This is a genomic window from Streptomyces sp. NPDC017095 (assembly GCF_044332325.1).
Classification (GTDB): Bacteria; Actinomycetota; Actinomycetes; order Streptomycetales; family Streptomycetaceae; genus Streptomyces.
Window position 1 is genome coordinate 1 of the sequence record NZ_JBIROU010000012.1, and the last position, 14,985, is coordinate 14,985.

The 14,985-nt window shown below is 74.4% G+C and carries 7 protein-coding genes; 6 read left to right on the forward strand and 1 reads right to left on the reverse strand.

Annotation, left to right across the window (positions count from 1 at the left end):
- From ACH4OA_RS23540 to selD, 6 genes are all read left to right on the forward strand, one after another.
- Positions 1-3,441 (forward strand): type I polyketide synthase (locus tag ACH4OA_RS23540; RefSeq protein WP_397970584.1); only part of this gene is annotated, 3,441 nt, incomplete at its 5' end.
- Positions 3,438-5,696, forward strand: a complete 2,259-nt coding sequence (locus ACH4OA_RS23545) for a cytochrome P450 (protein WP_397970586.1) — start codon at positions 3,438-3,440, stop codon at positions 5,694-5,696. The genes ACH4OA_RS23540 and ACH4OA_RS23545, both read left to right, overlap by 4 nt.
- Positions 5,696-6,859, forward strand: a complete 1,164-nt coding sequence (locus tag ACH4OA_RS23550; protein WP_397970589.1) for a macrolide family glycosyltransferase — start codon at positions 5,696-5,698, stop codon at positions 6,857-6,859. The genes ACH4OA_RS23545 and ACH4OA_RS23550 overlap by 1 nt, the downstream gene beginning before the upstream one ends.
- Before the next feature lie 224 nt (positions 6,860-7,083).
- On the forward strand, positions 7,084-8,475 hold the full coding sequence (gene selA / locus ACH4OA_RS23555) for an L-seryl-tRNA(Sec) selenium transferase (protein WP_397970591.1): 1,392 nt from the start codon (positions 7,084-7,086) through the stop codon (positions 8,473-8,475).
- Between the two features lie 5 nt (positions 8,476-8,480).
- Positions 8,481-10,352 carry a SelB C-terminal domain-containing protein gene (locus ACH4OA_RS23560; RefSeq protein WP_397970594.1) on the forward strand — a complete coding sequence of 624 codons (1,872 nt, stop codon included), beginning with the start codon at positions 8,481-8,483 and terminating at the stop codon, positions 10,350-10,352.
- A gap of 105 nt (positions 10,353-10,457) precedes the next feature.
- On the forward strand, positions 10,458-11,483 hold the full coding sequence (gene selD / locus ACH4OA_RS23565; RefSeq protein ID WP_397970596.1) for a selenide, water dikinase SelD: 1,026 nt from the start codon (positions 10,458-10,460) through the stop codon (positions 11,481-11,483).
- 16 nt (positions 11,484-11,499) lie between these two features.
- Here the strand turns inward: selD and fdh are convergent, their stop codons facing one another.
- Entirely contained in the window at positions 11,500-14,760 is a 3,261-nt protein-coding gene (gene fdh, locus ACH4OA_RS23570) for a formate dehydrogenase (protein WP_397970924.1), read from the reverse strand.
- Positions 14,761-14,985: the final 225 nt, after the last annotated feature.

The window sequence follows — 14,985 nt, forward strand, 5'->3', positions numbered from 1 at the left end:
TGGGTGCGGCAGGTGCGGGAGCCGGTCCGGTTCGCCGGTGCCGTGGAGTGGCTGGCGGGCCAGGGGGTTACGGGGTTCGTGGAGGTGGGCCCGCATCCGCTGCTGGTGGCCAATGGGCTGATGCGGCGTGGCGGTGATTCTCCGGAGCAGGTGCTGGCGGGGCTGGGCCGGTTGTGGGCGGACGGGGCAGCCGGCTGGATGCCACCCACCACGACGGCGGCCAGGGCGGACGCGCGGGTGCCCTCGTATCCGTTCCAGCACCAGCACTACTGGCTCCAGCCCACCACCCCGGCGGAGGGCCTCGACACGCCCGACCACCCGCTGCTGCGGACCCTGGTGAGGCTCCCCGACGGGCAGGGCGTGGTGCTGACCGGGAAGCTCTCCGCGTCCGTCCACCCGTGGCTGGCCGAGCACACCGTGCTCGGTTCGACGCTGCTGCCCGCGATGGCGTTCGTGGACATGGCCGTCCACGCCGGCGAGCACACGGCCAGCCCCGTCCTGTCCGAACTGGTCCTGGAGGCGCCGCTCGTGCTGTCCGAGCCCGACGGGGTGCACGTGCAGGTCACCGTCGGCGCGCCCGACGACACCGGACGCCGGCCCGTCACCGTCCACTCCCGCACCTCCGCCGAACCCGACGAGTGGACCCGCCACGCGACCGGCGTGCTCGGTCCGCCGGTGGACCGGGCGACACCGGCCGACCGGACGACCGTATCCGGGGCGGACGACAGCGAGGCCGCGCCGGTCGACATCGGCTCGTTCTACGACCGGCTCGCCGAAGCCGGCTACGACTACGGGCCGACCTTCCAGGGCCTCACCGGCATCCGGCGGCACGGCGAGGACCTGCACGCCGAGGTGAGCTTCCCGGCGGACCCCGCGCAGGTCACCGGCTACCGCGTCCACCCCGCGCTCCTGGACGCCGCCATACAGCCGCTGACCCTGCTCGCCGGCCTCGCGGCCGAGGACGACGGTGCCGGCGGCAGCCCGGCTCGGCTGCCCTTCTCGTTCTCCGGTGTGTCCGTCACCGGGTCGGCCGCGACGGCCCGCGTGGTGCTGCACCCGACCGGGCCGGACACCTGCGCGGTGCGGATCACCGACACCGCCGGGACGCCGGTCGTGAGCATCGACGAGATCGTCCTGCGGCCCGTCGAAGCGGCGGGTCCCGGGGCCGGGCGCCGGCCGAACACCCTGTTCGCCGTCGACTGGACCCCGATGGCGGCACCGGACGGCCCGGACACCGAGACGGTCCTCCACGAGGTCGCCGGCGCGGGCGAACCGGTCGCGGCCGTCCACGCGGTGACCCGGGAACTGCTCGGCAGGGTCCGGGAGTTCCTGGCCACCGATACGCCGGCCCGGCTCGTGGTCCTCACCGGCGACGACCTGGCCTCGGCCGCCGCCCGCGGCTTCCTGCGCAGCGCGCACACCGAGAACCCCGGGCGGATCCTGACCGTACGGCACGACGGCACGGCCGCCTCACGACGGGCGGTCCCCGCCGCGGTGCGCGCCGCCGTGCGCGACGGCGAGCCCGAGGTCCGGCTGCGCGACGGAACCGCCCTCGTGCCGAGGCTGGTGAGGGCCGCCCCGGCCGCCCCGGCCGCCCCGGCCGGGCCGCTGGACGGCACCGTGCTGATCACCGGCGGCACCGGCACCCTCGGCGTGCTGGTCGCCCGGCACCTGGTCGCCCGGCACGGCGCCCGGCACGTGGTGCTCGCCGGCCGCCGCGGCGTCGAGCCGCCCGGGCTCCGGCAGGAGCTGGGCGCCGCCCTCACCGTGGTCGCCTGCGACGCCGGTGACCGCGCGGCACTGAGGGACCTCGTCGCCTCGATCCCCGACCTGCGGGTCGTCGTGCACGCCGCCGGGGTCGTCGACGACGCCGTGGTCGGATCGATGACACCGGAGCAGATCGACACGGTGCTGCGCTCGAAGGCCGACGCCGCGTGGCACCTGCACGAGGCCACCGAGCACCTGGACCTGCGGGCGTTCGTGCTGTTCTCCTCGGCGTCCGGGGTGTTCGGCGCCCCCGGGCAGGCCAACTACGCCGCCGCGAACGCGTTCCTCGACGCGCTCGCCGAGCACCGGCACGCGCACGGTCTGCCGGCCGCCTCCCTGGCCTGGGGCCAGTGGGCCGAGTCCAGCGGCATCACCGGGAACCTGACCGAGGCCGACCACCGCCGGCTGGCCAGGACCGGGATGCTGCCGCTGGCCACCGGGCAGGCCCTCGACCTGTTCGACACCGCCCTGGCCGGCGAACGCCCGGCGCTGGTGCCGGTCCGCCTCGACCTCGCGGCGATCGACACCCCGCCCGCGCTGCTGCGCGGACTCGCCCGGCCGCGGCGCACACCGGCCCCGGCGGCCGGCCCCGGCGACCTGCGGGCCAGGCTGGAAGCCCTGCCCGAGCCCGAGCAGCGCGCCCTGCTGCTCGACCTGGTCGTCACGCACAGCGCGAGCATCCTCGGGATGGCCCCCGGCGGGATCGACGACCCGCGTCGGCTGTTCCGCGACCACGGCGTCGACTCGCTGACCGCCATCGAGCTGCGCAACCGGCTCAACGGGGCCACCGGGCTCCAGCTCCCGGCGACCCTCGTCTTCGACTTCCCGACGCCCGAACAGCTCGTCAACCACCTCTACGGGCAGCTGTGCTCGCCGGAGAACCGGGTCGCCGGGCCGATGGAGCGCCTGCTGCGCAAGGCCGTGGACGTCGGCCGCGCGCAGGACGGCCTCGACCTGCTGGCCACGGCGTCCCGGCTGAGCCCGGCCACCGACGCGCCCAAGGCCGAGACGGTCGCCCTCGCGGCCGGCTTCCTCCAGCCGTCGCTGGTCTGCCTGCCGTCCGCGCTGGCATCCGGCGGCATCGAGGAGTACGGGCGGTTCGCCGCCGCGCTGGAGGCCGCCCGCGACGTCACGGCGCTCAACCTGCCCGGCTTCGCCGGCGACCCGCTGCCCGCCGACGCCGACGTTCTGGTCCAGGCACTCGCCGAGGCCGCGTCGGCCGTCGCCGCGCCGGTGCTGGTCGGCCGTTCGGTGGGCGCGTGGCTGGCGCTGGCGACCGCCGGGGAACTGGAACGGCGGGGGGCCCGGCCCAGCGCCGTGGTGCTGATCGACGGCTACCCCGACGACCTGCCGGGTGTGCTCACCGGCATGCTCGACGCCGGCCACCAGGTCCAGCCGGTCGACGACGACCGGCTGGTGGCCATGGGCCGCTACCTCGACCTGGCCGGCGCCCCGGAGCCCGTCACCGCGCCGGTGCTGCTGGTGCAGACCGGGAAGCGCTCGTGGCCCCGGCTGTCCACCACCGCCCAGGAGGTGCTCACGGTCCCGGGCGACCACTTCACCGTACTGGAGGAGCACTCCGCGGCCACGGCGCTGGCCATCAGCACGTGGCTCCTCGACTTCAGCGGATACGGGGCCGGGCTGTCCGCACTCAGGGGAAAGGACGAAGCATGATCTGGGACAACGTCTACATCGGCGGAACGGGGCGGTATCTGCCGCCCCGCACGCCCGCGACGCAGGCCGTGCCGGACACCGAGACCATGCGGCGGCTGCTCGCGCTGTCGGACTTCGTGTCGTTCACCCGCTCCGACGACGTCACCGAGCACGCGATGGCCGTGCACGCGGCGATCGGGGCGCTGCGCGAGTCCGGCCTCAGCGGCGCCGACATCTCCATGGCCGCCTACGCCCAGATGGACCACCAGGACCACATGGCGTCCTCCTGCCACCTGCAGCGCGTCCTCGGCCTCGGCCACGCTCTCGTCTACGAGGTCGAGGCGACCAGCAACGGCGGCTCGGCCGCGCTGCAGTCCGCCGCCGCGCACCTGGTGGCCGACCCGGCCGCGACCGCGACCCTGGTCACGGCCACCGCCCGGTTCCTGCCGCCGCGGTGGGAACGCTGGCAGCCCACCGTCGGGATCTTCCTGGCCGACGGCGCGGTCGCGGCCGTGCTCAACCGCGAGGGCGGCCGGGCGCGGCTGGTCGCGACCGCCAACAGCTCCGCGACCCAGATGGAGGTCCTCGCCACCCCGACGATCCCGGACCCCGCGGGCCATCGCAACCGTACGCCGATCGAGGTCACCGGCCTGGCCCCGTATCTGACGCTGATGAGCGGGGCACTGGTCACCGCGGTCGAGCAGGCCGCCAAGGAGGCCGGCGTCAGCGTCGCCGACATCACCCGGTTCGTCGTCACCGGTCTGGGCCTGGCCCAACTGGAGGTCGTCGTGCTGGAGCCGCTCGGCATCGACCTGGGCCGCACCACCTGGCCGATGCTGCGCGAACTCGGCCACGTCGGGCCGTGCGACCAACTGCTCGGCATGGACCACCTGCTGCACGACGAGACCCTCAAGCCCGGCGACACCATCATGTCGATCGGCCTCGGCATGGGCTCGCGGTTCACCGCGTCCCTGCTGGAGGTCACCGAGCCGCCCAAGCCCCGTACGGCCACCACCTTCACCGAGCCGGTGCGCGCGCAGGCGGCCCCGCCCGCCGAGGCGTACGTCATCGACCCCTCGGGCGGCGACATCTTCGGCGAGGCCGCCGCCCTGCGCGAGCGCGGCCCGGCCACGCCCGTCGAACTGCCCGGCGGCGTGTCGGCCTGGGCCGTCACCGGGCACGACCTGGCGAAGAAGCTGCTGCTCGACCCGAGGGTCTCCAAGGACGCGAACAAGCACTGGCCCATGTGGCGCGACGGCGACATCCCGCCGGACTGGCCGCTGATCATGTGGGTCGCGATGCAGAACATGTTCACCGCCTACGGGGCCGACCACACCAGGCTGCGCAGCCTGGTGGCCAAGGCGTTCACCCCGCGCCGTATCGAAGCGATGCGGCCGCGCGTCGAGGAGATCACGGCCGGCCTGATCGCCGACCTGGCCACGGTGCCGCCGGGGCAGGCGGTCGACCTGCGCGCACGGTTCGCGTTCCCGCTGCCGATCCAGGTCATCACCGGCTTGTTCGGGGTGACCGCGCAGACCGGCGCGGAGCTGCGGCGGCTGGTGGACGCGGTGTTCAGCCTCGACGCGGACCCGGCGGGCGTGCAGGCCGCCTCCGGCGAGCTGTACATGCTGCTCAAGGACCTCGCGGCCGCCAAACGGCGCGACCCCGGCGACGACATGACCAGCGACCTGATCGCCGCCCAGGAGGCGGACGGCACCCGGCTGTCCGAGCGGGAACTGCTGGACACCCTGCTGCTGACCATCTCCGCCGGCTTCGAGACGACCGTCAACCTGCTCCACCACGCCGTCCACGCGCTGGCCACGCACCCCTCCCAGCTCGCCCTGGTCCGGTCCGGGACCAGCACGTGGGAGGACGTGGTGGACGAGACCCTGCGCTGGCAGGCGCCGGTGCCGAACCTGCCGCTGCGGTACGCCGTGGAGGACGTCTCCGTGGACGGTGTGCACATCCGCGAGGGCGAGGCGATCCTGCTGTCCTACGGCGCGGCCGGCCGCGACCCGGCGCAGCACGGGGCCGACGCGGAGGACTTCTCCGTCACCCGGCCGTCGCGGGCCGACCACCTCACCTTCGGGCACGGCGTGCACTACTGCCTCGGCAGCCCCCTGGCGAAGCTGGAGGCGACGACGGCGCTGTCCGCGCTGTTCTCCCGGTTCCCCCGGCTGCGGCTGGCCGTCCCGTCGTCCGAACTGGAGCCGCTGGGCTCCTTCTTCACCAACGGACACAAGACCCTGCCGGTCATCCTGGAGGAGGAGAGCTGATGGCCCATTTCGCCTTCGTCAGCGCGCCCGCGTCCGGGCATGTGAACCCGACCCTGCCGCTGGTCGAAGAGCTGGTCCGGCGCGGCCACCGGGTCGGCTACGCCACGGGACCGGCCACCATGGACGGCCCCGTGGCCGCCGGGGCGATCCCGGTGACCCTGCCCTCGCGGCTACCGCCCGACATGGCGGCGCGGGGCGAGTTCACGGCGGAACAGCTCGCCGTGACGATGGAGTACTACCTCGACGACGCGCGTGCCTCCTTCCCCGTCCTGGCCGAGCACTTCTCGGCCGACCCGCCGGACGCGGTGTGCTACGACTCGGTGACCTTCACCGGGAGGATGCTGGCGAACCTGCTCGGGGTGCGGGAGGTCTCCCTGGTGCCGACCTTCGCGGAGAACGATTCCTTCTCGGCGGCCCAAGTGTACCTGCCGGCCGGCTTCGACCACACCAACCCCCGGCTGGTGGCCGCGATCCAGGACATGGGGAAGTTCGCGCAGGGCCACACCTTCCTGGAGGACCCGAACCTGATGTTCGGCCACGTGGCCCCGACGAGCCTGGTGTTCATCCCCCGCGAGTTCCAGCCGTCGGGGGAGACCTTCGACGAGCGCTTCCACTTCGTCGGGCCGTCGCTGAGCAGCCGGCAGACCGCCGAGGAGTGGAGCCCGCGGTCGCAGGCCCCGGTGCTGCTGATATCGCTGGGAACCGTCTTCAACGACCGGCCCGAGTTCTACCGGACCTGCGTCGAGGCGTTCGGGGACAGCGACTGGCAGGTCGTCATGGCGGTGGGCGGGCTGGACCCGGAGTCGCTGGGCCCGGTCCCGGCCAACGTCGAGGTGCACGCGCACGTGCCGCAGGTGGCGGTGCTGCGCCACACCGAGGTGTTCCTGAGCCACGCCGGGATGAACTCGGCGATGGAGTCCCTCTACCACGGGGTGCCCTTCGTGGCGGTGCCGCAGATCCCGGAACAGCGGGCGGTCGCCCGCCGGGCGGAGGAGCTGCGGGTCGGCAGGACGCTCGCCGAGCCGACCGTGCAGGGCCTGCGCGACGCCGTCCGGGACGTCCGGTCCTGCCGCCCCCGGGCGGCGGCCCTGAGCCGGATCGTGCGCGGGGCGGGCGGCGCGGTCAAGGGGGCGGACGTCCTGGAGAAACTGCTGACGCGGTAGCGGCCGGACTCCACCGGGCAGTCCGCATCCCGCCCGGTGGAGCCCGTTCCCGGTGACCACCGCGTCTTGCCCGGCGCGCAACCGGCAGCGCCACGTTCCCCAGACGGCCGACGCGGTCTCGTCCCTCTCGGCTCCGCCCGGCGTGTCCCGGGAACCGCCGGCTCCGCTGGGGGAACGATGCGTGTTCCCGGACAGCGGGAGCCGGGCCGGAGCGGAGGGAACGCGTGGGACAGCGGGGTACGGCCGAGCGGAGCGGCGGGAGCGCGGAACGGGGCGCCGGCGGTGCTGCCGCGGCGGGCGAGGAGGCGAGCGCCGTACCGGACGTGCGGCGACGGATCCCACGCACCGACGCGCTGTTGCGTGAGCCCGGTCTGCGGGACGCGGCGGACCGGCTCGGGCCGGAGCGGGTCAAGGCGGCGGTCCGCCAGGCACAGCAACAGGCCAGGGAAGGCGTGCTGAGGCCGGAACAGGTGACGGACGCGGCGCTCACCCTCCTGCCGCGGACGGCGAGCGGCCTGCACCCGGTGATCAACGCCACCGGGGTCCTGCTCCACACCAATCTCGGCCGGGCGCCGCTGTCCGCCGCCGCCCGGCGGGCGGTACAGGAAGCCGCCGGTCCCACCGACGTCGAACTCGACCTGACCACCGGGGCACGGGCCCGCCGCGGCCGGACCGCGCTGGCCGCGCTCCTCGCCCGGGTGCCGGCCGCCGCCGCGGTGCACGTCGTCAACAACGGAGCAGCCGCGCTGGTCCTCGCCGCCACCGCGCTGGCCGCGCGGAAGGAGATCCTGGTCAGCCGCGGCGAGCTGGTGGAGATCGGGGACGGCTTCCGGCTGCCGGACCTCCTGGTCTCCACCGGGGCGCGGCTGCGCGAGGTGGGCACCACCAACCGCACGACCGCGGAGGACTACGCCACGGCCATCGGCCCCGAGACGGCCCTCATCCTCAAGGTGCATCCCTCCAACTTCCGCGTCACCGGGTTCACCCGCGCCGCGGATGTCGCCGAACTGGCCCCGCTCGGTGTCCCGGTGGTCGCCGACATCGGATCGGGTCTGCCGGCCCCGCACCCCCGGCTGCCCGAGGAACCGGACGCGCGGACCCAACTGGAAGCCGGCGCCGCGCTCGTCACCGCCAGCGGCGACAAGCTGCTGGGCGGACCCCAGTGCGGACTCGTCCTCGGCCGGGAGGACCTGGTCCGCACCATGGCCCGGCATCCGCTCGCCCGTGCCCTCCGGGTCGACAAAATGACCTTGGCCGCGCTGGAGGCCACGTTGACGGGTCCGCCGACGCCGACCGAACGGGCGCTGGCCGCCGACCCCGGAGAGCTGTCCGACCGCGCCGAACGGCTGGCCGGCGCGTTGCGGGTGGACGGCATCGACGCCCGGGCGGTCGGGAGCCGGGCCACCGTGGGCGGAGGCGGAGCGCCCGGTGTGACCCTGCCGAGCGCCGCCGTGTCCCTGCCGGAACCGTACGGCGCCGCACTGCGCGCGGGGCGCGTTCCCGTGGTCGGACGGCTGGACGGGGGACGCTGCCTGCTGGACCTGGCGGCGGTGCCAGCCGGGGACGACCGGCGGCTGGCCGCGGCCGTGCGCTCCGTACGGCTCGGGGAGAGGTAGGGCGGATGCGGGTGCTGGCCACCGCCGGGCACGTCGACCACGGCAAGTCCGCCCTGGTACGCGCGCTGACGGGCATGGAACCCGACCGCTACGAGGAGGAGCGGCGCCGCGGCCTGACGCTCGACCTCGGCTTCGTCTGGACCCGGCTGGAGCCGGACCCCCCGGGCGGTGCCGGCGACGGACACCTCGCCTTCGTCGACGTGCCCGGCCACGAGCGGTTCGTCTCCACCATGCTGGCGGGCGTCGGCCCGGTGCCCGGCGTGCTCTTCGTGGTCGCCGCCGACCAGGGATGGCAGCGGCAGTCCCAGGAACACCTGGAGATCCTGGACGCGCTCGGGGTCCGGCACGCCGTGCTCGCCGTGACCCGCAGCGACCTGGCGGACCCCGGACCGGTCCGCGCGGACGCCGTCGAACGGCTGGCCGCCACCTCCCTCGGCACCGTCCCGTCCGTCGCGGTGAGCGCGGTGACGGGCACGGGACTCGACGAGCTGCGCCGCGAACTGGCCCGGCTGAGCGCCGCGTTGCCTGATCCGCCGGCCGACGCCGACGTACGGCTGTGGCTGGACCGCGCCTTCACCGTGCGCGGCCACGGCACGGTCGTCACCGGCACCCTGGGGGCGGGCACCCTGCGCGTCGGCGACCGGCTCGAGACGGGTGACGGCGCCGGTGCGCTGCGGGTGCGCGGACTGCAGTGCCTGCACCAGGCGCGGTCGTCGGTCAGCGGCGTGGCACGGGTGGCGGCCAACGTCCACGGCGGCGCCGGCACCGCGCTCGGCCGGGGCGGGGTGCTGCTCACCCCCGGCCGCTGGCGGCCGGCCACCGTGACCGACGTCCGGGTGCACGGAACGCCGGCGGCGGAGCTGCCGCGGACGGTCACCCTGCACATCGGGACCGCCGCGGTGCCGGTGACCGTCCGGCCGCTGGGCGAGGACACCGCCCGGCTGACCCTGACCCGTGGGCTGCCGCTGCGGGTCGGCGACCGGGCCGTCCTGCGCGAACCGGGCGGACGGCGCACGCCGTGCGGTCTGACCGTGCTGGACGTGGCACCGCCACGGCTGACGCGGCGCGGAGCGGCCCGCGCCAGGGCGGCCGAGCTGACGGCCATGACCGGCCGGCCGGACGGCGCCGCCGAACTGCGGCGACGCCGGCTCGTCCGCCGGCCGGACCTGGAAGCCATGGGGGTCGCCGCTCCCGGCCCGCCCGTCACCGGCGACTGGCTCGCCGACCCGGAGCACTGGGCCGTACTGCGCGAACGGCTGGCGGCCGAAGCGGCGCGGCACGCGGAGCGGCAGCCACTGGACCCCGGCCTGCCCACCGAAGCGGCCAGACACCTGCTCGGCCTGCCGGACCGGTCCCTCGTCCAGGCCCTCGCCGACACACCCGGCACGGCCGTACTGCACCACCGTCAAGGGCGCCTGTACGGCCCCGGCGAGACACGGCCGTCGCTGCCGCCGCCGGTCCGGCGGGCCGTCGACGCCCTGGCGGAGGAGCTGCGCCGGACGCCGTTCCGTGCGCCCGAGGCCGGCCGGCTGGCCGGACTCGGGCTCACGCGCAAGCCGTTGGCGGCCGCTGTCACGGCCGGCGCGCTGCTCCGGGTGGCCGAGGGCATCGTGCTGCTGCCCGGCGCGGACGCCAGCGCCGCCGCCGTGCTGCGCTCCCTGCCCCAGCCGTTCACGCTGAGCGAGGCGCGCCGCGCCCTCGACACCACCCGCAGGGTGGCCGTGCCCCTGCTGGAACTGCTGGACCGGCGGGGACACACCGAGCGCGTGGACGACCGGCACCGGCGCTGCCGGGACACCGCGGGAAGCGGAGGCGGGGGCGGGGGCGGACGGGAAGCGAACCCGCCGGCCCGGGAACCCCGGACACCCCGGTCGTGAGCACCGGGAGGGCCACCGGGCACCCGCACGCCTCCCTCTCCCGCCCGGGCCACCGGCGCGCCGGAGCCCGCCGACGACCGAACCGACCCCTCGGAAGGGCCAGGCATGACGACCATCCGCGAGACACCCGTACGGCTCACCCAGTACGCGCACGGCGGAGGCTGCGCCTGCAAGATCCCGCCGGGTGAGCTGGAGGACGTGCTCGGCGGCCTCCTGCGGCCCCAGACGGCCGCGGCGGACACGACGCTCCTCGTCGGCCTGGACACCGGTGACGACGCCGCCGTCGTCACCCTGCCCGCCGCGGCCGGCGTCCCGGCCCAGGCCGTGGTGGCGACCGCCGACTTCTTCACCCCGGTCGTGGACGACCCCTACGACTGGGGCCGCATCGCCGCGGCCAACGCCCTGTCGGACGTGTACGCGATGGGCGGCCGGCCGATCGTCGCCGTCAACCTCCTGACGTGGCCGCGCGAGGTGCTGCCGTGGGACCTCGCCCGCGAGGTGCTGCGCGGCGGGCTGGACATCGCCGCCGAGGCCGGCTGTCACGTGGGCGGCGGGCACAGCGTGGACGACCCCGAACCCAAGTACGGGATGGCCGTCACCGGGGTGGCCGACCCGGCTCGGCTGCTGCGCAACGACGCCGGCCGGCCGGGCCTGCCGCTGTCGCTCACCAAACCGCTCGGTCTGGGCGTCCTCAACAACCGCCACAAGGCGACCGGCGAGCGGTTCGAACAGGCGGTGGCCACGATGGCGGCACTCAACCGGGACGCGTCGGTGGCGGCTCTCGCGGCCGGCGCCGTCTGCGCCACCGACATCACCGGGTTCGGCCTGCTCGGCCATCTGCACAAGCTGGCGCGGGCCTCGCAGGTGACGGCCGTGATCGACACCGCCGCCGTGCCGTACCTCGACGGGGCGCGGGAGGCGGTACGGGACGGGTTCGTCAGCGGTGGGACCCGGCGCAACCTGGAGTGGGTGGCGCCGTTCACCGACTTCGGCGGCACCGACGCCGACACCCGGTTCCTGCTGGCGGACGCCCAGACCTCCGGCGGTCTGCTGGTGGCGGGAGAGGTGCCGGGCGCACCGGTGGTGGGGGAGCTGGTGGCCCGGGGCGAGCACTCCCTCGTCCTCAGGTGATCCCGCCCCCGCACGCTCAGGGTGCGGTGCCGGTGTCCTCGTCGATACCGGCCCGTGCCCGGTAGGCCCGCACGAGTTCCGTGGCGGCCGGTCCCCGGGGCCGGCGCCCGGGCCGGATGTCGACGGCGAACGCCTTGGTCTCCTGGATGTGCGTGTTGGGGTCGAGGGACATGTGCAGCAGTTCGTTGGCCGCGTCCCCCGTGCTGTAGCCGTTCGGGCCCCAGTGGTAGGGCATGCCCACCTGGTGCAGCCGGCGGCCCTGCACGGTGAGCGGGGTCATGCGGTCGGTGACCAGCACCCGGGCCTCCACCACGCCGCGGGCGGTGACGATCGTCGCCCAGCCGGTGTGCTCCAGCCCGCGCTCGGCGGCCAGCTCGGGGGAGACCTCGCAGAAGAACTCCGGCTGGAGCTCGGCGAGGTACGGCTGCCAGCGGGACATGCCGCCCGCGGTGTGGTGCTCGGTGAGCCGGTAGGTGGTGGCGACGTAGGGGAACACCTGCGAGCCGGGTTCCCGGCCGCTGGGCTGGTAGCGGTTGTCGGGGTGCGGGGTCAGCAACTGGCGTACGGGGTTGCGCTGCTGGGTGTGGAGCAGGTTCGGGAACGGCGAGTCCTGCGGCTCGTAGTGCGTGGGCAGGGGTCCGTCGGTGAGACCGGACGGGACGTACAGCCATGCCTTGCCGTCCGCCTGCATGATGAAGGCGTCCGTCCCGGTCAGCGCCTCGGGGCCGGTCGCGTCCGGCGGGGGCTCGTGATCGGGTGCCGTGTCCTTCTTGAAGTCCGGGATGTCGTGGCCGGTCCACACGCCCTCGTCCGCGTCCCACCACACCAGGGACTTGCGTGCGCTCCAGGGCCGGCCGTCGGGGTCGGCCGACGCCCGGTTGTACAGGATGCGGCGGTTGGCGGGCCAGGCCCAGCCCCACTCGTTGGCCACCCAGTTCTGCTCCTTGCCCGGTCTGCGGCGGGCGGCCTGGTTGACGCCGTCGGTGTAGACCCCGCAGTAGATCCAGCAGCCGCACGCGGTGGAGCCGTCGGCGTTGAGCTGTTCGTACGAGGCCAGCGGACTGCCCTCGGCGTCGTAACCGTTGATCTCGGCGAGGACGGCTTCCGCCTCGGGTTCGGCGTGTTCGCCCTTGGTCGGGTAGTCCCACGTCAGGTCCAGCAGCGGCCGGTCCATCTCGTCGGTGGACGCGGCGAGCTTCTCCCGGATGATCCTGCCCAGGTGGTAGGTGAACCACAGGTCGCTGCGGGCCTCGCCGGGCGGTGGGACCGCCTGGTGGTGCCATTGCAGCAGACGCTGGGTGTTGGTGAAGCTGCCGTCCTTCTCCGTGTGCGCGGCGGCCGGCAGGAAGAACACCTCGGTGCCGATGTCCTCGGTGCGCAGCTCGCCCGTTTCGATTTCCGGGCCGTCCCTCCACCAGGTGGCCGACTCGATCAGGGAGAAGTCCCGTACGACGAGCCAGTCCAGCCGGGCCATGCCGAGCCGCTGCATCTTGGCGTTGGCGGAGCCGACCGCGGGGTTCTCGCCGATGAGGAAGTAGCCCTTGCAGGTGCCCTCCAACTGGGCCATGACCGTCTCGTAGGTGGAGTGCGACCCCGTCAGCCGCGGCAGGTAGTCGAAGCAGAAGTCGTTGTCCTCGGTGGCGGCCCCGCCCCAGTACGCCTTCAGCAGGCTGACCAGGTAGGCGCGCATGTTGCCCCAGTAGCCCTTCTGGGCCGCCTCGCCCGCCACGAAGGAGTCCAGGTCCTCCTGCTGGTGCGCGTGCGGCATCGGGATGTAGCCCGGCAGCAGGTTGAACAGGGTGGGGATGTCCGTGGAGCCCTGGATGGAGGCGTGTCCGCGCAGGGCCAGGATGCCGCCGCCGGGCCGTCCGATGTTGCCCAGCAGGCTCTGCAGGATGCAGGCGGCACGGATGTACTGCACGCCCACCGTGTGCTGTGTCCAGCCGACCGCGTAGGCGAACGCGGTGGTCCGCTCGCGTCCGGAGTTCTCCGTGACCAGCTCGCACACCTGCCGGAAGAGATCCTGCGGCACCCCGCAGATCTGCTCCACCCTCTCCGGTGTGTAGCGCGCGTAGTGCCGCTTCAGCACCTGGAAGACGCAGCGCGGATGGGTCAGCGTCTCGTCCCGCTCGGGCTCGCCCTCCGGGATGGCGGGACCGCCGGAGCCGTGGGACTCGCCGCCCGCGGCGTCCGCCACCGAGGCGCCGCCCCCGGTGCGCTCCTCGTACTCCTGGTCGCGCTCGCCCGACGCCGCCTGGACCTCCGTCCCCTCGTACTGCCAGCTGCTGTTGTCGTAACTGCGGCTGTCGCGGTCGAGGCCGGAGAAGACGCCGTCGAGGTCTTCGGTGTCGCGGTAGTCCTCCCGCAGGATGTCGGGCCCGTTGGTGTACGCGACGACGTAGTCACGGAAGTACTTGTCGTTGCGCAGCACGTAGTTGACGATCCCGCCGAGGAAGGCGATGTCCGAGCCCGCGCGCAAGGGCACGTGCACGTCGGCCAGCGCGCTCGTGCGGGTGAACCGCGGATCGACGTGGATCACCTTCGCGCCGCGGGCCTTCGCCTCCATCACCCACTGGAACCCGACCGGATGGCACTCGGCCATGTTCGAGCCCTGGATGACGATGCAGTCCGAGTTCTGCAGGTCCTGCTGGAAGGTGGTCGCGCCGCCGCGGCCGAACGAGGTCCCCAGACTGGGAACGGTGGAGGAGTGTCAAATACGTGCCTGGTTCTCGATCTGCACCGCTCCCAGGGCGGTGAACAGCTTCTTGATCAGGTAGTTCTCCTCGTTGTCCAGCGTGGCGCCGCCCAGGCTGGCGATGCCGAGGGTGCGCCGGGTGCGGGCCTGGTCGACCTCCCACTGCCAGCCGGCGCGGCGGGCCGCGATCACCCGGTCGGCGATCATGTCCATCGCCGTGTGCAGCTCCAGGCGCTCCCACTCGGTGCCGTGCGGACGGCGGTAGAGGACGTGGTGTTCCCGGGCGCCGCCGGTGGTGAGCTGGAGGCTGGCCGCGCCCTTCGGGCACAGCCGGCCGCGCGAGATCGGCGAGTCGGGGTCGCCCTCGATCTGGGTGACGCGGTCGTCCTCGACGTAGACGTTCTGGCCGCAGCCCACCGCGCAGTAGGGGCAGACCGACTTCACGACCCGGTCCGCGGACGCCACGCGGGGAGTGAGCCGTGCGCTGGTGCCGCTCTTGGCCGCGGCACCGCGCCCCAGGGGGTCCGTCCCCGTGAGCTGGCGGTACACCGGCCAGGAGCCGATCCAGGTGCGTACCCCCATCACGTCCGCCTTTCCCGTCGTGCTCGACGCCGCCGTGGGTTCCCCGGTCCGCCGGTCCCCGGCCGCAGCGGCACCGAGGGCACCGGCCGTCTCCCGGTGCCGCAGGGACGACGTGCTCACCGTGCCTCTTGAAGATCCTGCCTCCACCGCGCGCGTTCGGCATCTCCGGACGCCGCGGGCCCACCGTGCCGCGTCAGCCGCGCCGCGACCGCGCGGCCCGGCGCA